The sequence below is a fragment of the Vibrio sp. QJM3NY_27 genome, from assembly GCF_057785955.1.
The window spans coordinates 2364069-2390418 of record NZ_CM173511.1; the positions used below are offsets into that span (position 1 = coordinate 2364069).

The following is a 26350-nucleotide window of genomic DNA, read 5'->3' on the forward strand; positions in this document are numbered from 1 at the left end:
AAAGACCTCTTGGTCAGTGATTAATCTGTAACGCGGTACTTATGACTATATACTTAACCGAACTTGATACTACTAGTATAGAGTTTCCTTCGCCTTTCGACGCGCTTGATGAACCTAACGGTCTGCTCGCCTTCGGTGGTGATTTGTCACCCATGCGAATTTTAAACGCTTATAGCCAAGGTATATTTCCATGGTACGGCCCAGGGGAGCCTATACTTTGGTGGAGCCCAGCACCACGAGCGGTATTTAATCCTAAGACATTCGAACCGTCAAAAAGTCTTAAAAAGTTTCAAAGAAAGCATAATTACCGTGTCAGCATCAACCAAGCGACAGACAAAGTGATTGGCTACTGCTCCTCGCTAAGACCCGAAGAAGAAACTTGGCTAAACGGTGACATGCAGTCAGCGTACCGCGAACTTTCTTCATTAGGCTTCTGCCACTCCGTTGAGGTTTGGCAAGGAGACGAGCTTATCGGCGGACTTTACGGTTTACAAAGAGGCCAAGTCTTTTGTGGTGAATCGATGTTTAGTCTGAAGACCAATGCGTCTAAAATTGCACTTTGGTACTTTTGTGAACACTTTACACGATTCGGAGGAAAGCTCATCGATTGCCAAGTCATGAACCCTCATTTGGAATCCTTGGGCGCTATCGAAGTAGAAAGAGATGAGTTCCTTAGTGCTTTGAAAATACTTAAAGAAAATCAACTTAGCGATGGATGTTTTAAATCACAATGGCTAGAGGGAACGCCTTCATGAGTTCAGATTTACAACAAATCAGAATTGGATTGACCGATAACCATGCTTGCAGCTACCTGCCACATCTTCAAGAAAGAGTGGCGGTCACGCTTGATGAGCACATGCATACTTCAGATAATTATGAAGTCCTGCTCGCCAACGGATTTCGCCGCAGTGGAGCGACCATTTATAAGCCACATTGCGATAATTGCTCTGCGTGCCAAGCTATTCGCCTCTCGATTCCCGAAGTCAAGTTTTCCAAAAGCCAACGACGAATCCTCAACAAAGCCAAATCACTACGTTGGGAATTGAAAGACGAGATGGATGACAACTGGTTTGACTTATATAGTCGCTATATAACCGCTCGTCACCGTTCCGGAACCATGTATCCCCCAAAAAAAGAAGAGTTTCTACAATTCTCTAAAAATGAATGGCTTGCCACAAAGTTCATGCACATCTATGATGATAGCCAGTTAGTCGGCATCGCCGTCACTGATGTGATGTCTCACTGCACAAGCGCATTTTATACCTTCTTCGATCCTGATATCGACATCTCTATGGGAACACTAGGTGTTCTGTTTCAAATCCAGCACGCCCAGAAAGAACAGAAACAGTGGTTATATTTGGGTTATCAAATCGATGAATGTCCTGCGATGAACTATAAAGTACGATTTCAACGTCATCAAAGGCTAGTAAATCAGCGGTGGCAAGGGTAGAATACGCGACAACTTTACATATTTTGATTTTAACGGCACAATCAAGCCGTTGAAAACCGCCAAATTTCGAAAGAGGATTAGATGGCTAAAGAAGACGTAATCGAGATGCAAGGCACTGTCCTTGATACTCTACCAAACACGATGTTCCGTGTTGAGCTTGAAAACGGTCACGTAGTGACAGCACACATCTCTGGTAAAATGCGTAAAAACTACATCCGTATTCTTACTGGTGATAAAGTAACTGTTGAGATGACTCCATACGACCTTTCTAAAGGCCGCATCGTCTTCCGTGCTCGTTAATTTTTAATTACCGAATACGATAAGAAGCGGAGCTTGATGCTCCGTTTTTTATCGACCAAACAAATACTAAAGAAACACCTGGTTAGCTCTCCAAGAGCCCCAACAATACCTTCAGTATCTCGTAACATTCCCCTGCAATACACTTCCTAATAACTGTATCACCAATAACAGTGTCACCAATCGCTGTTTGTATATGCGTAGGTTAGCCAGCATAAACGGTTTATAGTCAAACAGTGCCACAACCCAATCCACAGCTTTCTCTTTGTTTCAGCTACTCTATAACTAAAAAAAACGCACAACCGAAGTCATGCGTTTATTATCGTGATTAGCTGTACCGAGCTCTCAATAAGCCGTCAGCAACAGCTTAAGCAGTTAAGAAATAGGCTTAATGCATAACCTCTTCTTTAGCACCAACATAGATGAAATCTAGATCGTCCTTAATCAGGGATACTTTAACCGTACCGCCGTCAACCAAACTACCAAACAGCAACTCATTAGCAAGAGGTTTTTTAAGCTTCTCTTGAATCACTCGTCCCATAGGACGCGCACCCATAGTCTTGTCATAACCTCTTTCAGCTAACCAATGACGAGCATCCTCAGAAACTTCTAAAGACACGCCTCGAGCGTCCAGTTGAACCTGAAGCTCAACAATGAACTTGTCGACAACTTGGTTAATCACACTTGGATCAAGGCTGTTGAACCAAATGACATTATCAAGACGGTTACGGAACTCTGGTGTAAATACCTTTTTGATTTCACCCATCGCGTCTGGCGCATGATCTTGTTGGATCAAACCGATCGATTTCTTCTCAGTTTCAGCAACACCAGCATTGGTCGTCATCACAAGGATCACGTTACGGAAATCCGCTTTACGACCATTGTTGTCAGTTAGCGTACCGTTGTCCATCACCTGTAGTAGCAAGTTAAAGATATCTGGGTGAGCCTTCTCTATCTCATCAAGTAACACAACAGAGTGTGGATTCTTGATTACAGCATCAGTGAGTAGACCACCTTGGTCATAACCAACATAACCAGGAGGAGCACCGATCAAACGGCTCACAGAGTGACGCTCACCGTACTCAGACATGTCAAAGCGCAACAGTTCAATACCCATCAACTTAGACAGCTGTACAGTCACCTCTGTTTTACCTACACCAGTAGGACCAGCGAATAGGAATGAACCAACAGGTTTATTGTCTGCACCCAATCCTGCACGAGTCAGCTTAATCGCTTCACTCAATACATCGATCGCTGGGTCTTGTCCGAATACCAACATTTTCATGCGGTCATCCAGTTTCTGTAACGTATCTTTGTCTGAAGATGATACTGACTTCTCAGGAATACGAGCCATTTTCGCGACCATTGACTCAATATCAGCCACGCTTACCGTTTTCTTACGACGGCTTGCTGGTGCCAAACGACTACGAGCGCCGGCTTCATCAATCACGTCAATAGCCTTATCTGGAAGGTGACGTTCATTAATGTATTTAGCTGACAGCTCCACAGCGGCACGCAACGCTTTGTTGGTGTAACGCACTTCGTGGTGAGCTTCGTATTTTGGCTTCAAACCGATCAGAATCTTAGTTGTGTCATCTAACGATGGTTCAATAATATCAATTTTCTGGAAGCGACGAGCTAAAGCACGCTCCTTCTCAAAAATGCTGCTGTACTCTTGGTATGTCGTTGAGCCGATGCAACGTAATTTACCGCTGCTTAGTAGTGGCTTAATTAAGTTTGCCGCATCAACCTGACCACCCGATGCTGCACCTGCACCAATAATGGTGTGGATCTCATCAATGAATAGGATTGCGTCTTCTTCTTTCTCTAGTTGCTTAAGAATCGCTTTAAAACGTTTCTCAAAGTCACCACGGTATTTGGTCCCAGCTAGAAGTGAACCAATATCTAAAGAATAAATCACACTACTCTGAATGATTTCAGGTACTTGACCTTCAACAATACGCCATGCAAGACCTTCTGCGATTGCGGTCTTACCCACACCCGCTTCACCCACTAACAAAGGGTTGTTTTTACGACGACGACATAGAACTTGAACCGTACGCTCAAGCTCTTTATCACGCCCGATAAGCGGGTCGATATTACCTTGTTTCGCCACTTCGTTAAGGTTAGTTGCAAAATTTTCTAGACGATCTTCAGAGTTAGCTTCTTCTGCATTCTCTGCGCCACCAAATGAATCAGACGGTGATGAACTATCACCTTCGTTACTGGCTTTGGTAATGCCATGAGAAATAAAGTTAACGATATCTAAGCGGCTAATATCGTTTTTCTTGAGTAAATATGCCGCGTGAGATTCTTGCTCACTGAAAATAGCCACAAGTACATTTGCACCTGTAACTTCGCTACGACCTGAAGACTGAACATGAAAAACAGCGCGTTGAAGTACTCGTTGGAAGCTCAGTGTAGGCTGAGTCTCACGAGTCTCGTCACTTTCTGGGATAAGTGGGGTTGTTTGATCGATAAAAATATCGAGCTCATTGCGAAGAGCATCGAGATCAGCCTGACAAGCTTGGAGCGCTTCCTTGGCCGCATCATTTTCTAATAATGCTAGTAGGAGGTGTTCGACAGTCATGAATTCATGTCGCTTGTCTCGCGCACGAGCAAATGCACCATTTAAACTCGTCTCTAATTCTTTATTTAGCATAAGTACCTCCTAAGGGAACAACAGTGTTGTTCGAGCAATTTATACTTGCTCCATTGTACATAGTAGCGGATGCTCATTTTCCTTTGAGTACATCTTTACTTGCGCTACCTTTGTTTCCGCTATTTCAGCACTGTATGTGCCGCATATAGCTTTACCTTCATAATGAACCTTGAGCATCACTTCCGTTGCTTGTTCGATATCTAGTGAGAAGAATCGCTCTAGGATCTCGATTACAAAGTCCATAGGCGTGTAGTCATCGTTATTCAATACAACGTTATACATCGCCGGTGGCTTTACTTTTGTCTCTTCTTTCTCCAGTAAATCTGAGCCTGGAGATGCCCATTCAAAGTTTCTGCTCATATCGCTTTGCTAAGAGTTATTTTTCGGAAGTCGTGAGTGTTACGTCATTCAAATTTACCACATTCACGCATTACGGTGTACTAAGAAACTGCACCGAGAAACAGTACCAAAAAATATTCCTCTATACTGAGCCTAATCCACCATTTCCATCGCTGCAAATAAAAGATCTCTATTAACAGGATTAACATATGTGATTGATTAAAAAGACACCATAACTATTGATGCTAACGATAAGATTACCGCTAAGTTACTATTTAGTTAATAGTTTGCAGTTAATCTCGAATGTGATTTGTTATTAAAATTGATCACTTTTATACCAATTTACTATTGACTGCGCTCAATCATTAGCTACATTGGAGCTAAAAGGTTTTTCTGATACAACTTTATAACAAGATTCAAAATCGAGTAATACGCGTTAAGAATGAACAATAAGGAATAATTACGCAGGGTAGCGTTAATTTCCGTAAGCAATGTATGAGATTCAAGCTATCAGCTGAAATTCTTTAGTTGGTAGGAATGATATCAATCGCACTTACAACAATTGATATAACAACGTTAGTAACAAAATGCATGAGGGATGTATAGCATGGCTACAGGTACAGTAAAATGGTTTAACAATGCCAAAGGGTTTGGCTTTATTTGTCCAGAAGGTGAAGACGGCGATATTTTCGCGCACTACTCCACAATACAGATGGAAGGTTATCGAACCTTAAAGGCAGGTCAGCAGGTCGACTATGAAGTAGAAAGTGGACCTAAAGGCTCGCACGCTAGCTCTGTTGTTCCTGTAGAAGGCAGCGCCGCTAAATAGGCGATGGCCAAATCATGTTGACCTCCATCAGTCGTAATTACGGCTGACAGGTAAGCAGAATATTGAAACCGCTCATTTGATACCCCTAATACAGGATTAAATGAGCGGTTTTTCGATCTAGAAGCTATAACGTTGCTCACAGTACAATTCGCTCGAGGGTGTTTGCCCCCAAGGTACTTCTGGGTCTAGGTCTAGGTCTAGGTCTAGGTCTAGGTCTAGGTCTAGGTCTAGGAAAGCATTATGAATAAAAAAAGACGCTTTAACGTTATCGTTAAAGCGTCTTTCGTTTTGTATTGGTCTACGATCTAACTGTCAGACCAAGCAACTCGTTAGTAAATCATGACCATAATTTGCTAACGGTGAGTCTAATCACTATGCGTCAATGAATGCGTTCAGTGTTGAACTTGGACGCATTAGTGATGAAACCAATGCATCATCAAGTAGGTAATAACCACCTAAATCGCCTGCTGGACCTTGAGCGTTGTTTAGCTCAGCAACGATAGCTTCTTCACTTTCAGCCAATTGACTTGCCACACCTGCAAACTCAGCAGCAAGGTCAGCGTCAACCGTTTGCTCAGCAAGCGCTTTAGCCCAGTATGCTGCTAGGTAGTAATGGCTACCACGGTTATCAAGCTCACCTACTCGACGTGAAGGAGATTTGTTTTTTTCTAGGAACTCGCCCGTTGCTTTATCAAGCGCGTCAGCTAGAACTTGTGCCTTAGCATTGCCAGTGACTACGCTTAGGTGCTCTAGAGATGCCGCTAATGCCAAGAATTCACCTAAAGAATCCCAACGCAGGTGGTTCTCTTTCTCTACTTGTTGCACGTGTTTAGGAGCAGAACCGCCAGCACCGGTTTCAAACAGACCGCCACCGTTCATTAGTGGAACAATCGATAGCATTTTAGCTGACGTACCAAGCTCTAGAATTGGGAATAAATCCGTTAGGTAGTCACGTAATACGTTACCTGTAACAGAAATAGTATCTAGACCTTCTTTGATACGAACCAATGAATATTGAGTTGCTTCAAGTGGAGCAAGGATCTTAATTTCAAGACCATTAGTATCGTATTCAGGAAGGTAAGCTTCTACTTTCTCAATAAGCTGAGCGTCATGTGCGCGAGACGCGTCTAGCCAAAATATCGCAGGAACACCCGATGCACGAGCACGAGTAACCGCTAGCTTAACCCAATCTTGAATTGGTGCATCTTTAACCTGACACATACGGAAGATATCACCTTCCTCTACGTCTTGCTCAAGAAGCACTGAACCTGAAGCGTCTACAACTTGAACCTGACCAGCAGCTTCAAGGATGAAAGTCTTATCGTGAGAACCGTACTCTTCCGCTTTTTGAGCCATTAGGCCAACGTTTGGTACACTGCCCATCGTTGTAGGGTCGAAAGCACCGTTCTCTTTACAGAAATCAATAACCGCTTGGTAGATGCTCGCGTAGCTACGATCTGGAATCATTGCTTTCGTGTCTTTTTGCTTACCTTCTGGATCCCACATTTGACCTGAAGAACGTAACATTGCAGGCATCGATGCATCAACAATGATGTCACTTGGAACATGTAGGTTAGTAATGCCACGGTCTGAGTCAACCATCGCTAGTGGAGGCTGAGTTTCGTATACTGCTTGTAGGTCAGCTTCGATTGCCTGTTTCTGATCTTGAGGAAGTACAGCGATTTTTGCGTATACATCGCCGATGCCGTTATTTACGTCAACACCTAACTCATTGAACAGTTGACCGTGCTTAGCGAACACGTCTTTGTAGTAAACCTTAACCGCATGACCAAAAATCACTGGGTCAGACACTTTCATCATCGTCGCTTTCATGTGAAGAGAAAGCAGTACACCTTGCTCTTTAGCCGATGCGATTTCTTTCTCAAAGAACGCAACCAAAGCAGCTTTGTTCATCACTGACGCATCAATGATCTCTTTATCTTGCAGTGCAAAAGCTGGCTTCAGTGTTTTCTTCGCGCCATCTTTGCCAACAAATTCGATGCTCACTTCTGTAGCACCTTCAATCGTTACTGACTTTTCGCTACCGAAGAAGTCTTTGTCGTCCATACTTGAAACGTGCGACTTAGAATCTGCAGACCATGCGCCCATTGAGTGTGGGTTCTTCTTCGCATAGTTCTTAACAGAAAGTGGAGCACGGCGATCCGAGTTACCTTCACGTAGTACAGGGTTTACTGCACTACCTTTGATTTTATCGTAAGTCGCTTTAACGGCTTTCTCTTCGTCAGTGTTTGCTTCTTCTGGGTAATTAGGAAGTGCGTAACCTTTTGACTGTAGCTCTTTGATCGTTACTTGAAGCTGAGGTACAGATGCAGAGATGTTTGGAAGCTTGATAATGTTCGCTTCTGGTGTCTTAGCCAATTCACCTAGTTCTGCTAATGCATCACCAATACGTTGCTCTTCGTTCAAATAGTCAGGGAAGTTGGCAATAATACGCCCTGCAAGTGAAATGTCGCGAGTATCAACGTTAATACCAGAAGAAGCTGTAAAAGATTGAATAATTGGCAGCAGAGAGTAAGTTGCTAGCGCCGGAGCTTCGTCTGTAATGGTATAGATGATCGTTGGTTTTTCAGTAGGCATGAAATTTCCCTATAGTTCTTACAAGCTCATTTAAAGTATTGAGCATGTTATAAATTGACCAGTAAGCCACTCAAAGAGTGAAAACTGCTTACTCGATAGTCGTACTCTATCTTATTTTTCATGCAATCTTGATGACAGCATGAACCAAATCCGTGAGTGCGTTGTTATAATAAAACACGAAGGTATAATTAAACAAATCAGGCTTAAGAGTCCATCAACTTGTTCTATTTTGTGTCTTTTAGGCGCGCAAATGATAGCTCAATTCCGTTTCAGTGAAAACTTTTCAGCACACTTCGTTTACATTTTTGCAAGGTAGTTAACATGTCTACTCGCTCACACAGCGTATCTCGTTCAGACAAACCAGCTCGTGCTGGTGCAACATTAAAACAAAGCGGTAATAGACAAAACCGAAGCAGTGATAAAAATAACACGGGTAGTTCGCATAAAAAATCGCACTCGAGTAAGCACCGATATAAAAGCAAACCTACCAACGTGAAACCTAAGGTGGCAATCGAAGATCGCAAAGTCATTTTGTTCAACAAGCCTTTCGATACTCTCAGCCAGTTCACTGATGGCGAAGGCAGGAAAACACTAGCCGACTTTATTCCGGTTAAAGATGTTTACGCGGCAGGTCGACTTGATCGCGACAGCGAAGGGTTAATGGTCTTGACCAATGATGGCATCTTCCAAGCTAAGTTAACTCAACCAAACTCAAAATCACCAAAGACTTACTGGGTGCAGGTTGAAGGCGCACCTTCTGAGGAAGATTTAGATAAATTGAGAAAAGGCGTGGAGCTAAAAGACGGCATGACACTGCCTGCTCAGGTTGAGGTGATGTCTGAACCTATTGTGTGGGAAAGAACCCCTCCAGTGCGTTTCAGAGCCGCAATACCGACAACATGGTTAGCGATTACTATCATTGAAGGGCGTAACCGTCAGGTAAGACGAATGACAGCAAATATCGGCTTCCCTACCCTGCGCCTTATTCGCTATTCAATGGGCAACATGAACGTGGGGCAACTTCAGCCTGGTGAGTGGAAAGAGATTTAAAATGCACCACTTTAATCAAATGACTGGCCGCTCACGTAACGGTCTTTTTATATGCATTGATAAATTTTAGACACAAAAAAGCCAGTCACAAGACTGGCTTTTATCAACATTTAACAATTACTGATTAAGTAACTATTAGAAGCTGTAGAATGCAGCTGCGAAAATGTAAGTTTCTTCGTCGTTGCCTTTACCAGCATCGATGTCTTGTAGGATATCGATACCCATATCTACGCGGTCGTTAAGTGTGTACATTGCAGCAACGTTTACGCGAGAGATGTCTTTGTCAGCTTTGCCATCTTCAGTAGTAGAGTTAGCGTTGTAACCAGCGGCAAGAGTTAGTTGCTCAGTTACTGGGTAACCGGCAGATAGGTAGTAGCCAACTGTTTCTAGATTAGTAGTGTTCTTAGTAGCTGTTTTGTCGTCTGAACCATCGTTAATCCAGAAGTTAACACCTAGGTCTAGCTCACCAACTTTAGAGTTACCAGATACAGAGTAAACTTGGTAATCAGCTTCGTCACGAGTTTCGTAACCACCGTAAACATTTACTACTTCGCTTTCAAAACCAACGTAACCGTTCACGCCTTTATCAGCAGCAGAGTGGTCGTCATCAGTTTCGAAGTAAGAGATACCGTAAGCGAAACCTGAAGTAGCGCCTTGGAACTTAACTACGTTGAATGCATCAGAAGCATCACCAGCAGAAGAACCGAACTCGTAAGTCATGTCGCCAGCGCCATCAACTTTATCAAGAGCAGTATCGTTTTCCCAACCGAAAGATGCAACACCAACACCAGTGTCAAAACCTAACCATGCTTTATCAACGTCAGTACCGAATTCGTTTTTAACGCCGAAGCCGTTGTCGTTTTCGTCAGTTGTCCAGTTAAGTTCGAAATCAGTTTCGAAGTAACCAACTAGGCGGTTGTTTTTGTAGCTAACTGCTAGAGTAAGAGCTGTTGCCCAGTCATCATACATAGCGTTAGTTTTAGTATCGTAGTAACCACCAAGACCAAGTGAACCAGAAACAGAGAACTGTTCTTTGTGCATTGGGTCAAATTCAAATGTTGGTTTTGCGTTGCCTAGGCCTACGTTCGCGAAAGCTGAAGTTGAAGCTGCTGCGATTGTTAGCGCTAATAGAGTCTTTTTCATAATAAATCCACTGCCTTTTCTAAGAATGGGAGATCCTTGCCCGGTTCCCTTTTTTTATTTTTTGCGACTGGTCATTACCACTCTTTGTTGGTTAATCACCGTCACTAAATTTCGAGGTCTAGATTGCAAAAGATTATCCTGCGTGTCAAATAAACTAAAAACATATCTAAAAAAAACACAAACCAATAACAATCAAAGACTTACATTTTTTTTCATTGTTTTACGAGTAACTTATCCTTAGTTTTATCAGGAAATATAATAATATAAAAAAAGAACATAACAGAACTTTAAGCTAGATAAACCAACAAACAAACAACAAATTAGAATTTAACACCTACAAGCCAGTCTTTTTTAATATTTATATTTCACAACATAAATAAAATCGTTAAGTTCCTGATGGTTCAGTTTTTTTTTGTGAACAAGATCTACCTTTGATTCAAAAGCAAGCTATTTCGCCGCAAATGTACCGACTAGTGATATGTGCTACTATCCTCGCTCCGTTATGTAGGTCACAGTATGCTAACTACTAAAATTCAAAAATCCATTCGCACCAGTTATCAAAACCTCCAAGATCAGTTGGACAACTTTGTACCTCGACGTGCTCAAAATTACCTAGTTGCAGAAATAGCTAAGACACTTTGTGGTCAATACCACAAAAGTAATCGTATGATTGTTGCCGAGGCGGGAACAGGAATCGGGAAATCACTCGCCTATCTCATGGCAACGATTCCTGTCGCTGTGCTAAATAATCGAAAAATCATCATTTCGACAGCTACGGTTGCCTTACAAGAACAACTCGTCAATAAAGATCTCCCTTTATATAGAAGACTTACTGATAGAGAGTTTTCTTTTATATTAGCGAAAGGAAGACAGCGTTATTGTTGCTCCGAGAAGTTAGCCGCTGCTTGTGGGGTTGATGGTGGACAAATGGCGATGTTCGAATCTAAGCCAAAGAAGAAAGACATCGAGCAGCTTCAAACTATGTATCGTAGTTTGGCTCAAGGTAAATGGGACGGGGATCGTGACTCATGGCCTAAACCAATCGACAATATAATTTGGCAAATGATCGTCAGTGATAAGCACAGCTGTAACAACAGTATGCCGACTCATCGAGACTGCCCTTTCCAAAAAGCACGCTCGGAGCTGGATAAAGCAGACGTGATTATCGCCAATCACAGTTTAGTGATGGCTGATGCCGACCTTGGTGGCGGCGTGATACTGCCCGAACCAGAAAATAGCATCTATATATTTGACGAGGCTCACCACTTACCACACGTAGCGAGAGATCACTCTTCTGCAGCCGCGAGCTTAAAGGGTGCCGCTTCATGGTTAGAGCGTTTGAATCAATCAATCACCAAGCTTTCGGGCTTGGCGGATGAAAAGCGCGTGGGTCGATTCAGAAATGAATTGCAGGATTCTGTACAACAGCTGATTCCTACTCTTACTCAAATGAGCAAACAGTTTGATGCTAGCCACTTTGAAGACGGCTTGTATCGCTTCGAGCATGGCGACTTACCTGATTGGCTAGAGAATGAATCTAAAGATCTCAAGCAACTCACACAAAAGGCGAGCCAAGCCGTTGCGAAGATTGCAGACCTGATTGCAGAACGAGTTAAAGACGGAGAGCTTTCAGCAAAACTGGCGGAGCCTGCGCTTGCAGAAATTGGCTTCTATATACAAAGGACAGAGAACCTTGCCCAAGTTTGGCGTTTAATGGCTGAACCTAAACGCGAAAAAGGTGCGCCTTTAGCGCGTTGGCTTGAACTGAATAAAGAAAGTGAAGGCGATTTCGTTGTGAATGTTTCGCCACTAGAGGTTGGTTGGCAACTGGACCAACAGATCTGGAGTCGTTGTGTTGGTGCAGTACTCGTCTCTGCGACAATGAGAGCACTCAACTCCTTCAACTTTTTCTGCCATCAAGCTGGTATCAGTCAAAAAGCTGAAGACGGTGTACAATTTCTTGCTTTGGCATCGCCGTTTGATTATCAGAACCAAGCTGAACTGGTTGTTCCTGCAATGAAGTACGAACCGCAAGCACCTCAGTTTAATGAATATCTTATTGAAATATTGCCTAAGGTAATAGAAGACAACAAAGCCAATCTCGTTTTATTCTCTTCTTATTGGCAAATGAATAAAGTTGCAGAAGCTTTGGCAACAGATTTCGTTAAAAAGTCGTGGGCATTGCAGGTTCAAGGTGATACTTCACGAACCGAAATCCTAAAAAAACATAAAAAGCTGATAGATCAAGGTAAAACCAGCGTCCTTTTTGGAACGGGTAGCTTTTCTGAAGGTCTTGATCTACCTGGTGAGCTACTTGAAAACCTCGTTATTACCAAGATTCCTTTTGGTGTTCCTACCTCTCCTGTAGAGCGAGCACATTCAGAATATATTGAATCACGCGGCGGTAATCCTTTTATGCAGATTACTGTTCCAGAAGCGAGTAAAAAGCTTATTCAATCTGTGGGTAGATTGCTGCGTAAAGAACGAGATTCTGGTAGAGTCACGATCCTTGATAGGCGCATAGTTACGAAGCGATACGGGAAATCCCTACTCGATTCGCTACCGCCTTTTAAAAGAACAATAAAATACTAATTTTACTGCCCTCAGGTAGTTATGGGCCTGTCATCGCTAGGCCCTTGCATTCACAACCCAACATGACTAATCCATTGATTATTCATGTGGCTGCCCTAACAGCCGATAACGAGAACACTAGCTATTTATGGAAATGATTGAGCCAACCATGTTGGTCATACTTGCCTTGGTTGCATTTGCAGCAGGCTTTATCGATGCTGTCGCCGGTGGCGGAGGGATGTTAACGGTCCCAGCTTTGCTATCGCTTGGTTTACCGCCACATATTGCACTCGGAACTAATAAGCTGGCCGCAACGTTTGCCTCATCAACTGCCGCTTTTACTTACTATCGTAAGAAACTGTTCAAACCTGAATGTTGGACCAATGCATTCATATCGACATTAATAGGTGCAACAATCGGCACCCTAACTGTTGATGCCATCAGTACAGAATGGTTAGAGAAGGTATTGCCATTAGTTATTCTTGCCGCTGCTGTCTATACCATTTTTCATAAGACTCCGGATGTGAGCCATAATGTATCTCCTAAACCGTGTCCGGTACTTAAAAGAAAACAAAAGTACCAAGGATTCATTCTTGGCTTTTATGATGGTGTTGCAGGCCCAGGTACTGGCGCGTTTTGGACGGTGAGTTCTATGGCGCTTTATCGCTTAAATATCTTACTGGCTTCTGGTTTGTCTAAAGCGATGAACTTCACTAGCAACTTCACCTCTTTGGTGACCTTTGCGATTCTCGGTCATATTGATTGGGTTCTAGGTTTAACCATGGGGCTTTGTTTGATGGCTGGTGCATTTGTTGGAGCACATTCTGCTATTCGCTTTGGTGCTACATTTATACGACCTGTCTTTGTGACTGTTGTGAGTGTCCTTGCGATTAAACTGGCTTACGAAGCGTGGTTTGTAAACTTATAGCCACCAGCCAATGGGAAGCGAAATGAACCATTTTTCAAATCTTAAAAGTATACTGGATACCCTAATTGGGCACAGTTCTCAGGTCGACAAAGCCCGTGGTGCTTATCATCAAGCCTTGTTTGACCGAACCTTATTTAAGTGCAGCTCTTCTATTTTACTGCCCTACGCACTTGAAACTCAAACAACGTACAACACCATTATTCGTGAACAAGCGACAAATCAACTGACCGCATCTCGGGCCAACTACCTGACGGAAAAGCTGACTAACCAGATAGCTGCAATCCAAAGGGAGCTCGCTAACCATGATTTACGCTTAGACCGAAAAAGTAAGTCAGGCAAGAATCTCAACGACCTATACAACGAACTCGCTCAGCACCAAGATTGGCAAAAACGACTGGTCGATTTAGTACGAGTACGAAAGTTAGCGTTTGATTCTGCGCCTCGCCACAGTAAGAAAAAAGCGGACGAGGCTTGGCAATTAGCAAAAGAACGATTAGAACGCTGTGAAGACTCAATGAAAAATATTGAGAGACTGATCAACTTAGAGAACCCTAAGCGAAATGAACACTGATAACACATCATCACCACTGGATAATGCGCCAGAAGAAGTTAAGTTAGCTGTCGACCTGATCTATCTGCTCGAAAGCAACGAAATCGACCCAAAAGTGGCGTTAGAAGCAATTAAGATTGTCCAACAAGATTTACAAGCCAAACTAGCATCTAGCATCTAGCATCTAGCATCTAGCATCTAGCATCTAGCATCTAGCATCTAGCATCTAGCATCTAGCATCTAGCATAAAAACATACAGGATTCACATGTACCAACTTAGCTTTTCTATGCCCGAATTTCTTGAAAACTACTGGCATAAAAAACCAACCATCTTAAAAGGTGGCTTCCAAAACTTCGTCGACCCAATTTCGCCGGAAGAACTTGCTGGTTTATCGATGGAAGAAGAAGTGGATTCTCGCTTTGTTTCTAATCTCGATAACCAATGGACTGCAGAACATGGTCCATTCTCCGAAGAAAAATTTGGCGAGCTAACTGAAACACATTGGCAATTGATCGTTCAAGCAGCGAACCACTGGCACCAAGGTGCAAATCAGCTGACAGCAGCGTTCCAAGCTTTACCAAACTGGTTATTCGACGACCTAATGATCTGCTACTCAGCACCAGAAGGTGGCGTTGGCCCCCATATTGATCAATACGATGTATTCATCATTCAAGGTCAAGGTAAACGCCAGTGGAAAGTCGGCGCAAAAGATGTGGGCCAATACAAAGAGACCGTTCTAGCTTCTGCACTTCGTCAAATCGAAGGTTTTGAACCGATCATTGATGAAACTTTAGAGCCGGGCGATATCCTTTATATCCCACCGGGTTTCCCGCATGAAGGGAACACGTTAGAGCCGTCAATGAGCTACTCTATTGGCTATCGCTCCCCTAAAGAACAAGAGCTAATCAGCAACTTCGCCGATTTTGTACTTGCTCATGACATGGGTGACGTTCATCTTCACGATCCAGAATTCAAAACGCAAGATGGTTACGGCAAGATTCGTTCATCGGATTTAAGCAATCTAACTGATATGTTGAAATCTGCATTAGAGCAACCTGAAACCATCAGCGAATTCATGGGATGTTTGCTAAGCCAATCACGCCACCAGCTTGATATCGTCGCTCCTGAGCCATTATGGACAGAAGAAGAGATCGCTCAGCACTTAGAGTCAGAAGGTGAGATCTGTCGAGTATCGGGCTTAAAAGCGCTCTACCATGAGAATGAAAGCAACACGGCTTACATCAATGGTGAAGTGGTCAAGGTTGAAGAAGCGGATTCATCGCTACTAAATGTACTGTGTGATGACTCGGTGATTAACTCAGCAACCACTTTGACTCCTTCAGGTGTAACTGTCGTGACTGAATTAGTAAACAAAGGTTACTGGTTTATCGAAGACTAACTTGGTTAATCGGTTTCGATGAATATCACCGAGCCCTAGAACCTAATAGCCTCAGAAAAACAGAAAAGGGACAAATGAAATCTTCATTTGTCCCTTTTTCGATTCAACCGTTAGCTAGCCTTATACTGCTAAGTCTTAAACCGCTAAACCTTAAACTACTAGACCTTGAATTGGTTCACCAATTTCTGTTGCTGTTGAGATAGTTGCTCGATTTCGCTGCCCACTTGCTCAGAAGCTGCAGCTTGTTCCAAAATTTTCGCACTTAAGTCGCGAATGTTAACCACACTTTGATTCACTTCGCCGGAAACCGATTGCTGCTCTTCTGCTGCTCTCACGATCTGGCTATTCATATCGCTGATCTCTTCAATTGAAGTGAAAATCGAACCAAGATCTTCAACTGCATTTTGAACATGTAACGCAGTATCGTTGGCTAAGATATTACCTTCTTGTATCGCTTCGACAACATCTTGAGTTCCAGCATGAACCTTGTCGATCACCGCTCTGATTTCACCAACCGATGATTGCGTACGACTTGCTAGGTTTCTTACCTCATCAGCTACAACAGCAAAACCTCGCCCTTGCTCACCCGCCCTCGCCGCTTCAATCGCTGCATTCAATGCTAGTAAGTTGGTTTGCTCAGAGATCCCTTCAATAACACTTAAGATTTCGGTGATGTTACCGTTATTTTTAGCTAACTCTTCAACAATAGGAACAGCACTCGACATACGCTCCACCAGCTTTCTCATTTCTCCAGCTGAGAGTTCGATGACTTGTTGCCCTTGTCGAGCAGAACGGTTTGCCTCACAAGCAGCATCAACTGCAACTTCTGCATTTTGTACCACTAAGCCAGCAGTCTGAGTCATCTCTTCTGCGGCTGTTGCCACTAGATCGACTTCTTTAAATTGAGATTCACTGCTTTCACGTGTACTTGATGCTGATGCCTTAGCTTGGCTTGTCGTGCTCGCCACTTGCTCAGTGGTTTGAATCACTTCTTTAATCGTGTGCTGAAGCTTGTCTAAGAACAGGTTAAACCCTTGTGATAACTGACCAATTTCGTCTTGAGATTTCACTTCCAAGCGCTGAGTCAAATCACCTTCACCAGAAGCGATATCATTGAGCCTTTCGACTACCTGTCGGATAGGCTTAACAATAGACAATGAAGAAAACGCGATAATAGCTAAACCAAAAAGAATAAAGATGACGCCTGCAATCACTTCCGTTTGGATGCCTTCGCTTACTTTAGTACTAATGATTGAATCCAATCGGTTAGCATCGGCAACCACGCTCTCACGCGGGATCTCAAACAACACGCCCCAAGTTTGGTTCGCCGCGGTAACAGGAGCAAATGCGAGTAACCACTCACCATTCTCACTCCATTGAGTCGTGACTTCGCCACCGAAGATAAAGTCGGTCATTAAATCACTGTTGGTATTGTCACTTTGAAAGACCGAGCCGACTGCAATACTTGAGTCATCTGAAGCAATAACCGAACCGTCTAGGCTGACAACATAAGCGGCACCAGCGCCATCAAATAAGCTTTGATCTGATTGCGTGACCACACTGGTCAAGCCATCTAGCCTTAGGTCAATACCCAAGAAGCCAATAGCAACATCATCAACTAAGATAGGTACTGAAATTGAAGAGGTAAGTAATGCAGTACCACCGCTGTTCACGACTCGTGGAGTACTAATACACGTTTGCCCTGAAGACAGAGGACAATAAAAGCGTTCGCTATTACTATCATCGCTCAAGATAGGTTCTGACAGAACGTTCGCTAGAACATTTTCGCCGTTATCCGCCACCTTCCAATAAGGAGCAAAACGACCTTTTTCATTAGATCCAACATAGTCCGCATCTACATAATTCGCATCTTCACCATCAAGTAAATCAGGTTGGAAAACTAAATATGCACCTTGAATAGAATCAAAGTTCAAAACTGAGCGACGAACCATTTCATCTAACGCAGTACGAAGCTCTTCACTTGGGGTAAAGTTTTCATCCGCATTGTTCTTTAGAAACTGAGCACTGGCTGCTAACATTTCTGCGCGGTAAACCGCTTCGTCTACATAGCGTTGGGTTTCTTGAGCATTAAGCTGAGAAACAGACGCCAGCAACTGCTGAGTTTTATTGATAACTGATTCTGAGCTTTGAGATTTGATGACTTGTTGGTTACTGGTCGCGTTATAGATTGAAAAACCAATAAGAGACAGTGAAGTAATGATTAGACAGCAGCCTGCAAGCAGGGTGATTTTCCACTGTACCGATAGTGAGCGCATTTAATATCCTTATTTAAGCCAAAAGACTTCCATAACCGTAACTACCACATTGAGATGAATTGAAGAGCACAATGTAAATAAGTTTGACGAATAGCTTAGCGGATAATTACAGCACAAATTGCTTACATATAAAACGAAAGTTTACATAAATGTTAATAGGGCGTGTCTTTTGCCTTTTTTCTGTGATTTCAACTAAATGTATTCACGCCATCATGGGCCATGTAACTGTTGAACTAACACTTTAGGCATAACCATAGCATCGATACTTCTAGGAAAAACATTCCCCCTTTTGATCGTTGAGAATACAACTATTTCAGATTAGTTTTAATAATCCAAACTATAGATTTTTATCTTGATCAACTTCACACTTTTTGATTGCTAACTCGGCACTCAACCTCTAATATCTCGCGCCTAGATTCCCTGAACACTTTATTCATTTGGCTCTCCTCAAAGGAGCGCTAAGGCTTTTTACGTCTTTAATTTTTGGAGAGAAACGCAAATGTCTGCCTCGTTTCCATTAGCGAAACTTACCTTTTTAATCGCTATTCTGACTGCTGTAGGTCAAATGACTCAAACGATGTACGTGCCTTCTATCGGTCATATGTCGGGTGAGTTCTTAGTTTCGGCATCTTCACTGCAAGCAGTGATGGCGTGTTACTTGATCCCTTATGGTCTGTCGCAATTTATTTACGGCCCACTTTCTGATCGCCTAGGTCGTAAACCGATCATCGTGATTGGTTTGATTATCTACATCATCGGTACTTTGGTCGCATTATTCGCTCATGAATATGAATGGTTCTTAGCGGGTAGCTTTATCCAAGGTTTGGGTATCGGTTGTGGCGGTGCGATGTCTCGTACATTGACTCGCGACTGTTTTGAAGGCGCAGAACTACACCGTGCAAACAGCTTGATTAGCATGTGTGTGATTTTCTCACCATTGATGGCTCCTGTATTGGGCGGTTACCTAACAGAAGCTTTCGGCTGGCGTTCTAGCTACTTATTCCTTGCACTGTTTGGTATTGCTGTTGTGATCACCATGATGACGAGCATGATGGAAACACTACCGAAAGAACGACGCAAGCATGAATCAGTTGCCAACAGCTACAAATTCGTTCTGTCTGACAAACGTTTCCAAGGTTTCTTATTGGTATTAGTCGCAACCTTTGCTGGCGTAGCGGTATTCGAAGCAGCGGCAGGCGTGCTGCTTGGCGGCGTACTTGGCTTACCAGCAACCACAGTAAGCTTGTTGTTTGTCTTACCCATTCCGGGTTACTTAATCGGTGCAGGCCTATCTAGTTACATCGCACAACGTCGCAGTGAGCGCCGTGTACTGAATGTTGGTCTAGTTGCTATCTTGGTAGGCTCAACAGTGGTATTGATACCGGGTCTATTCGGTCAAACAACAGCATTAACTTTGATTGGCGGTGCAACGATTTACTTCTTAGGCGCTGGTATCTTATTTCCAGCAGCAACAACGGGAGCGCTTTCGCCATTCCCATTCCACGCAGGTACAGGGGGCGCGATCCTCGGTGGTATGCAAAATCTAGGTGCTGGCATCGCAACACTATTGGCATCGTTCTTCCCTGCTCAAGACCAACTGCCACTCGGTTGCTTGATGATTGCAATGTCATTCATCGCCATGCTTGGTTTACGTTGGGTTAATCGTAAACCTGACCACTCAAACGAAATGCCATTAGCTATCTAAAGTAAAACTCGAACCCAGCCCAAACAACGAAGAGGGACATACTGAAAAGTGTGTCCTTTTTTGTTTCGCATTTATTCCTTCCACTCTTGCGTATCAGCAATTTCATTTAACATTACTTTGATTTTTTGAAAACAATAACAGACACTTACGCTGAAAGTGCCTATCCAGAATCCAATTATAAATAACATCACTGGAAGAACCCAAGTTCAGATTACAAAGGATGCTGGCATTAAAACGAGTAAGGTGCACACTAAGGATATACAGATGCGTTTCGCTTTAACCACATTAGCCGTATCGGTCGCGCTTGTCGCCGGATGCAGCAATCAAGGAATAACAACCATGGACCACAACTCTCCATCGCAACTCATCGCACATCAAACCCAAGCCCCCGTAGCTAAGAAAGTCCCTCATGCAATGACGATTCATAGTGATACCCGAATCGATGATTATTACTGGATGCGTGATGATGAACGCCAAGACCCAGAGATCTTGCAGCATCTTGAGCAAGAGAACCAGTACGCAGAGGCCGTGCTGAAACACACTGAAGCATCACAAGAACAGTTATTTGAAGAGATCAAAGAGCGAATCGCAAAAGACGACAATTCAGTACCGGTTCGCAAAGGCAGCTACTTCTATTCGAATGAAGTCACAGGTCACAACGAATACCCCGTTCACTTACGTGCAAAAGACTTTGCAGGCGCAGACAAGCAAATCATTTTAGACGTTAACGCACTGGCAAAAGAACATGAATTCTTCAGTGTTGGTGGCTTGACGATCAGTCCAAACGAAAACTTGTTGGCCTATGGCGAAGATACGCTTAGCCGCCGAATCTACACCATCAAGATTAAAGACCTCACGACAGGTGAATATCTGAAAGATGAAATTGAAGGTGCCTCGAGTGCAATTGCATGGCAAAACGACAACCAAGCCTTCTACTACATCAAGAAAGATCCACAAACATTGCTGGGTTACCAAGTTTTACGACATGTATTGGGCACATCTCAGACAAGCGATGAGCTAATCTACGAAGAAACCGACAGCGCTTATTACACCTCTTTGAGTAAAAGCAAAGACGGTGAACAGGTCTATATTTGGCACTCGAGCACTGAAACCAGTGGTGTTTCGATCATTGATGCCAACAACCCAAACGCGAAAGCAAAACCTTTCTACCCACGAGAGACTGGCATCGAGTACAGCATCGCTAAGCTAGATGATTGGTATTACATCGACACCAACTACCAAGCCATCAACTTCCGTTTAATGAAAGTAAACACAGCAGACATGCATGACCGTTCAAAATGGGTCGACGTCATCCCAGCAGACGACGACACTCAACTTGTAGATTTCGAACTGTTTGATGACCATCTTGTTTACGAGCAACGTGCGAATGGCTTGTCTACAGTGAAAGTTCGCCAACTCTCAACAGGCAACGAGTTCCCACTTGAATTTAACGATACCGCATTTGCCGCTTACCTAACGAGTAACTATGAATTAGATAACTCAAAAGTTCGTGTCTATTACAGCAGCTTAACTACGCCAGGTACTTACTATGATTTCGATCTAAGTACAGGTGAACCTGAGCTAATGAAGCAGACACCCGTATTAGGTGATTTCGAAGCGGATAACTACCAATCAGAGCGAATCATGGTAACGGCTCGCGATGGTAAGCAAGTTCCTGTCTCTTTGGTTTATCGTAAAGATTTATTCAAGAAAGACGGCACTAACCCTATCTATCAATACGGCTATGGCTCTTACGGCCACACAATCGAACCAACCTTTGGATCGGCTCGCCTCAGCTTACTTGATCGCGGATTCGTTTATGCTATCGCACATATTCGTGGTTCAGAAATGCTTGGTCGCCCTTGGTATGAAAATGGCAAGAAACTGACCAAACAAAACACGTTCAACGACTTTATTGATGTAACCAAAGGGCTTGTTGAAGAAGGTTACGGCGCTAAGGATAAAGTATTTGCGGTAGGCGGCTCGGCTGGCGGTCTATTGATGGGCGCAATCATCAACCAAGCACCAGAACTGTACCGTGGTATTGGTGCACATGTTCCGTTTGTAGACGTGGTGACGACAATGCTTGATGAATCGATTCCTCTCACCACAAACGAGTATGACGAATGGGGCAACCCTAACGATAAAACCTACTACGATTACATGCTAGGTTACTCGCCATATGACAATGTGAAAGTTCAAAGCTACCCGAACATGTTAGTAACAACAGGCCTGCATGACTCACAAGTACAGTACTTTGAACCCATGAAGTGGGTGGCGAAGCTGCGTGAGATGAAAACAGACAACAACGTGCTGCTGTTCAAAACCGATATGGAAGCTGGTCACGGCGGGGCTTCTGGTCGCTTCAAAAGATTGAAAGAAGACGCACTTGAATACGCGTTCTTTTTAGACTTACTAAAAACTCAGTAGACTCAGCGTAACTGTAGGTATTCACACAATTTAACGTAGCCATTTAGTCTTTATAAAGTGGCGACAGAAATTATTAAGCATGGTTAAATACCATTAACCATGAAATCCACCAAATCAACAAACCCTTGATAAACAAGCAAGCACAAGGGTTTACGAGAGGTATAAAAACAAATGAAAGTCATTAGCTTCAACATAAATGGCCTTAGAGCCCGTCTTCATCAACTGCAAGCGATTATCGACAAACACCAACCCGACGTGATTGGTCTTCAAGAGATTAAAGTGCACGATGAAGCCTTCCCGCTCACTGATGTTGAAGCGATGGGTTACAAGGTTTACTTCCATGGCCAAAAAGCGCACTACGGTGTAGCTATGCTGTGTAAACAAGAGCCTATCTCTGTGCAGAAGGGTTTTCCTACTGACAATGAAGACCATCAAAAGCGCATGATCATGGCGACGTTTGAAGACGAAAACGGTGAAAAAGTTACCGTGCTTAATGGCTACTTCCCTCAAGGGGATAACATTAAGCATGAAACCAAATACCCGTATAAGCGTGAGTTCTACAAAGACTTAATGACGTACCTGAACGATTACCACAACAAAGATGAACAAGTGATCGTGATGGGCGACATTAATATCAGCCCTACCGATATTGATATCGGTATTGGTGAACCTAATGCGAAACGTTGGTTGAAAACAGGTAAGTGTTCTTTCCAACCAGAAGAGCGCGAATGGTTGAAAACACTGATGGATTGGGGTTTTGTGGACAGCTTCCGTTTACTACACCCTGAAGTGAACGATCAATACTCGTGGTTTGATTACCGCTCAAAAGGCTTCGTGGACAACCGCGGCCTACGCATTGATGTGGTACTTGCGACTCAGAAGCTTGCTGATAAGTGTACTGAAGCGGGCATCGACTACGAGCTACGCGGCATTGAAAAACCATCAGACCACGCTCCGATTTGGTCGACGTTTAAATAGTCATCTTTAGGTAACAAAACTTAGCCAGATCAAGTAGCAAGCAAATAGTACTCACAACGCTGATCAGAAGCTAATAACGAAAGAGAGGAGATAATATCTCCTCTCTTTTTATTCGTGACTCTATCTGTCATATACCTAGTTAAGCGGCCAAATGGTCGTGCCGTCAACGTCTAACGGCGTCTTAGCAAACTCATCTAAACAATATCCTTGATTAGACGATGCAAAATATGTCAAAGGCATGTTACTTAGACTAAGAGCTGTGACTTGTTGCTTCGCTTTGTCACTGAAACTGAATCCCCACATATCTAAGTATTGCGTCATATTCCGTTCTGCAACGTAACTCAATGCGATAAGCAACCAATCATTGTTTGTAATATCTACCGCTTCTTGTCTCGTATAATCTGAAAAACCAATCGAGCCTTTTCGATCGTTCCAAAGTTCATCACCGCCTTTCAAGCGATTAAACTCTCTCTCAATCAAGTGCAAGCGCCCTAATAAATGCCAACCCGAATGCAATACACCCTGCTGCTCTGCAAGCATCATCATTTGAATGTAGATACGAGCTCCCCAACTCCAACCAGTTTGATTTTGAGCCGCCATAAAAGCACTTGGATCAGGTTGAGTCCGGCTCTGCTGTAAAAGCTGATACTGCCCTTTAAAATCTAAGCCTTGGCAAGAAGATATCTTTCCGGTGTCTTTGTAGTATTTTGATTTACTAAAATACGAATAGTAGTTGGTTGTTGAATGACCATCCCATCCAGAAAATCTGAAACGACCTCTCTCTAAGCCATGCCCTAACTCATGAAGATCACCATGCCCTAACGGGTGAAAAGACCAGTAAGCATCGTAAGGGTTTCCTGAACAGCCGTAACCACAATTCGCTTGATCGGCATTCATGTGCTTGACGATATCAATATTCGCAATTTCCCAGCCCTTTGCCTCACCGTATTGATGAACTTCAGTAATCTCATCAATCCCAGGACCTCTAAAACCTGCAAGCGCATGAGGAAAGTTATGTACATAACGCTCAGTGGCGAGTGCCATATCATGCGGCTGCGCCCAATCTGAGGCACCGATAGACTCTTTCATCTTGTCTAGTTTAGAATGGACTTCGAACCCAGGTGTAACCAACTCGGCCCAATCAAACTTTCCTTCTTCCAGCTGCGCGACAAAACTGTCGTTGTCGGCTTCACTTCGCCAAACAGGGTGTTGAGCAACATTTTCAAAACGTAGCTCAACATTAATATCATTGGTATCAAAATGAACCTGTAATGTTCCGCCATAGGCAGAAGTCAGAGAAATCGTCTCTCCTGTTTTCACTGGATAGGTTACTGACGTCAAAAACTTCGGCCTAGCATAGCCGTCATCACCCGAAAATTCGTGAGTCGCGCCACTACGTAGGGTATTAAATGCTATCGATGTCGCTACCTCATTGTTGTCCAAACGAGTCACTTTGATTGTCTTACCCGGCAAAGCATAGACACCAGCCGCACGAAAGTTTCTCTTAGACTCTAAGGAAATAAGCTTGGTGACCAACGGTACATTATCAAAACTCTTAGAACTGAAATTACCTAAGCTTGGTTGCGCTGCATTATACAAACGGCTGTTGTATGTGGCGTAATCACTATAGTAAGAACGAAGAAACTCGATTCTCTCAGTTACGCCTTTACCCATCGGGTATTGAACATCTTGGCGATAACGATCAGCGAGTAACAGCAACAACTTTTCATATTCGTAATCATCGGTTGCAAACAGATCAATTTTTTTACTATCAAGAGTCGTTAGGTGTAAACGAATACTGTTCGCAGCGACATAGAACTCTTCATTCATGTTGGAATCGTCAGGACAAGATTTGTCATCACACGAATTCAGATCGACGGTGAAACTGTTGTCTTTCAGACGCTGTAAAAGCGCTTGTTGTTGAACAATATTATCCGGCATTCGATCTATCAGCTGTGTAGAATCCCAGTTCGATAAACCGAGCTTACGCCAATAGTTGTCGCCAACGTAAGTCATGTGCATTTCTGAAAATAGCGCGTTACCTAAGTCCGTCATACCGCCATCAAGATGTAGGTATAACACTGGTATATTTTTATTGAACGCCAAGCGTAAACCCGTAATCACATCTTCAATGTCATCACCATCATTCAGCTTTTGGGACAAAACCAGTAAATCAGGGTTATTGCTTTCAACGCATTGACTCAACTTATCGCCATCACAAGCATTGTCGGCATTAATAACCATTGAAGGATTGATATTACTAGTCAACCAATCTCGTGTTGCTTGGTCGTCAGGAAAATAATGAGATTGATCGAGCTGAGCTAATACGACATTTTGTGGCGAATCATTATCAGAAGCCCACTTAACCAAGTTTTCTAGCCAAATATCCATCTCTTCGTTAACAGAATCTGGAAAGCGCTGCTTAGTTCGAAACGGGTTACTTGCCAATGCTGCATAGCGACTGTTATCTGACGTATAACCCGCAATACCAATGGCAAGCTCTTGGTCGGAATACCCATCTTGCATCGCTTTATTGGTTTGTAAGATGACATCGTTAAAGCCATAAGTTGGTAAGATAATTGCCGTGTCGTGTGTTGGATCCCAATGAAGATTGCGTAAAGGCTCTCCTTCAGAGTTTTGGGATAATGCTTGCTTAATATGATTGAAGTTCGAGTTGTATTGAGCAACTAATGCTCGGCTGGCATCAATGAACTCTTTGGAATCCTTAACATAAGAAGCATCACCTGTGGCCAACGCCTTTTGAACAGCAGTTTGTGGAACCGGAGTGATACCAGGCTCACCACTTCCGTCGCCTTCGTTTCCTTCTCCTCCGGAACCACCAGAACCACCAGAACCACCAGAACCACCAGAACCACCAGAACCACCAGAACCAGTTTGAGCACTTTCACCGCCGCTGCCACCTCCACATCCAAAAAGTGATAAAGCAATAGCACAAAGAACCCAATTGGATAGTAACTTACTCTTTTTCATCATTATTCCATACAACAACAAAATTTTGCTGAGTCTATCTATCGCCAAACCTAAAGCAATCAATCTCATGAATACGCTAGTTTAATTTGAAGCAAGGTAACTATTTCGTTGGGACGTAACTTCTCGAAAGCTCGTAGAATTCAAAATCACACG

Annotated in this window: 19 protein-coding genes; 13 read left to right on the forward strand and 6 right to left on the reverse strand. The window is 43.3% G+C overall.

What is annotated here, in order from left to right; all coding sequences use genetic code 11:
• Window positions 1-41: 41 nt before the first annotated feature.
• The 3 genes from aat to infA all read left to right on the forward strand — a co-directional run bounded on the left by aat (window position 42) and on the right by infA (window position 1750).
• On the forward strand, window positions 42-755 hold the full coding sequence (gene aat / locus AC3CIA_RS10480; RefSeq protein ID WP_017078161.1) for a leucyl/phenylalanyl-tRNA--protein transferase: 714 nt from the start codon (window positions 42-44) through the stop codon (window positions 753-755).
• A complete protein-coding gene (locus AC3CIA_RS10485; RefSeq protein WP_004736551.1) occupies window positions 752-1450 on the forward strand; it encodes an arginyltransferase in 699 nt (232 codons plus the stop codon). Before aat ends, AC3CIA_RS10485 begins: the two co-directional genes overlap by 4 nt.
• Window positions 1451-1531: 81 nt before the next feature.
• The gene (gene infA / locus AC3CIA_RS10490) at window positions 1532-1750 is read left to right on the forward strand and encodes a translation initiation factor IF-1 (protein ID WP_001040192.1); all 219 of its coding nucleotides are present in this window, start codon (window positions 1532-1534) and stop codon (window positions 1748-1750) included.
• A 385-nt stretch (window positions 1751-2135) separates the two neighbouring features.
• Here the strand turns inward: infA and clpA are convergent, their stop codons facing one another.
• Both clpA and clpS read right to left on the reverse strand, forming a co-directional pair.
• A complete protein-coding gene (gene clpA, locus AC3CIA_RS10495) occupies window positions 2136-4409 on the reverse strand; it encodes an ATP-dependent Clp protease ATP-binding subunit ClpA (protein WP_004736550.1) in 2274 nt (757 codons plus the stop codon).
• Between the two features lie 39 nt (window positions 4410-4448).
• Entirely contained in the window at window positions 4449-4769 is a 321-nt protein-coding gene (gene clpS / locus AC3CIA_RS10500; RefSeq protein WP_004736549.1) for an ATP-dependent Clp protease adapter ClpS, read from the reverse strand.
• 586 nt (window positions 4770-5355) lie between these two features.
• Here clpS and cspD point away from each other — a divergent pair.
• Entirely contained in the window at window positions 5356-5577 is a 222-nt protein-coding gene (gene cspD / locus AC3CIA_RS10505; RefSeq protein WP_004736548.1) for a cold shock domain-containing protein CspD, read from the forward strand.
• A 372-nt stretch (window positions 5578-5949) separates the two neighbouring features.
• On the opposite strand, the gene AC3CIA_RS10510 is transcribed toward cspD, so the two are convergent.
• Entirely contained in the window at window positions 5950-8175 is a 2226-nt protein-coding gene (locus AC3CIA_RS10510) for an NADP-dependent isocitrate dehydrogenase (protein ID WP_488518093.1), read from the reverse strand.
• 321 nt (window positions 8176-8496) lie between these two features.
• Between AC3CIA_RS10510 and AC3CIA_RS10515 the strand changes: the two genes are divergently transcribed.
• Window positions 8497-9225 carry a pseudouridine synthase gene (locus AC3CIA_RS10515; protein ID WP_488518094.1) on the forward strand — a complete coding sequence of 243 codons (729 nt, stop codon included), beginning with the start codon at window positions 8497-8499 and terminating at the stop codon, window positions 9223-9225.
• A gap of 135 nt (window positions 9226-9360) precedes the next feature.
• On the opposite strand, the gene AC3CIA_RS10520 is transcribed toward AC3CIA_RS10515, so the two are convergent.
• Entirely contained in the window at window positions 9361-10368 is a 1008-nt protein-coding gene (locus AC3CIA_RS10520) for a porin family protein (RefSeq protein ID WP_017083949.1), read from the reverse strand.
• 516 nt (window positions 10369-10884) lie between these two features.
• Here AC3CIA_RS10520 and dinG point away from each other — a divergent pair.
• The 5 genes from dinG (at window position 10885) to AC3CIA_RS10545 (ending at window position 15817) form a co-directional block, all read left to right on the forward strand.
• Window positions 10885-12960 (forward strand): ATP-dependent DNA helicase DinG, encoded by a 2076-nt coding sequence (dinG, locus tag AC3CIA_RS10525; RefSeq protein WP_488518095.1) that lies wholly within the window; start codon window positions 10885-10887, stop codon window positions 12958-12960.
• 127 nt (window positions 12961-13087) lie between these two features.
• Window positions 13088-13867, forward strand: coding sequence for a sulfite exporter TauE/SafE family protein (locus AC3CIA_RS10530; protein ID WP_004736543.1), 780 nt, complete (start codon window positions 13088-13090; stop codon window positions 13865-13867).
• Between the two features lie 22 nt (window positions 13868-13889).
• The gene (locus AC3CIA_RS10535) at window positions 13890-14438 is read left to right on the forward strand and encodes a primosomal replication protein (protein WP_488518096.1); all 549 of its coding nucleotides are present in this window, start codon (window positions 13890-13892) and stop codon (window positions 14436-14438) included.
• Entirely contained in the window at window positions 14428-14598 is a 171-nt protein-coding gene (gene rsmS, locus AC3CIA_RS10540; RefSeq protein ID WP_004736541.1) for a pleiotropic regulatory protein RsmS, read from the forward strand. The genes AC3CIA_RS10535 and rsmS overlap by 11 nt, the downstream gene beginning before the upstream one ends.
• A gap of 85 nt (window positions 14599-14683) precedes the next feature.
• Window positions 14684-15817 (forward strand): ribosomal protein uL16 3-hydroxylase, encoded by a 1134-nt coding sequence (locus AC3CIA_RS10545; protein WP_488518097.1) that lies wholly within the window; start codon window positions 14684-14686, stop codon window positions 15815-15817.
• Between the two features lie 158 nt (window positions 15818-15975).
• Here AC3CIA_RS10545 and AC3CIA_RS10550 read toward each other — a convergent pair whose 3' ends face one another.
• A complete protein-coding gene (locus AC3CIA_RS10550) occupies window positions 15976-18093 on the reverse strand; it encodes a methyl-accepting chemotaxis protein (protein WP_237300139.1) in 2118 nt (705 codons plus the stop codon).
• Between the two features lie 499 nt (window positions 18094-18592).
• Here AC3CIA_RS10550 and emrD point away from each other — a divergent pair, with 499 nt between their 5' ends.
• From emrD to xthA, 3 genes are all read left to right on the forward strand, one after another.
• Window positions 18593-19798, forward strand: a complete 1206-nt coding sequence (gene emrD, locus AC3CIA_RS10555; RefSeq protein WP_488518098.1) for a multidrug efflux MFS transporter EmrD — start codon at window positions 18593-18595, stop codon at window positions 19796-19798.
• A gap of 339 nt (window positions 19799-20137) precedes the next feature.
• Entirely contained in the window at window positions 20138-22228 is a 2091-nt protein-coding gene (locus AC3CIA_RS10560) for a S9 family peptidase (RefSeq protein ID WP_488518894.1), read from the forward strand.
• Between the two features lie 171 nt (window positions 22229-22399).
• Window positions 22400-23206 carry an exodeoxyribonuclease III gene (gene xthA / locus AC3CIA_RS10565; RefSeq protein WP_065204914.1) on the forward strand — a complete coding sequence of 269 codons (807 nt, stop codon included), beginning with the start codon at window positions 22400-22402 and terminating at the stop codon, window positions 23204-23206.
• Window positions 23207-23341: 135 nt separating this feature from the next.
• Here xthA and AC3CIA_RS10570 read toward each other — a convergent pair whose 3' ends face one another.
• A complete protein-coding gene (locus AC3CIA_RS10570) occupies window positions 23342-26197 on the reverse strand; it encodes an ImpA family metalloprotease (RefSeq protein WP_488518099.1) in 2856 nt (951 codons plus the stop codon).
• Window positions 26198-26350 lie beyond the last annotated feature (153 nt).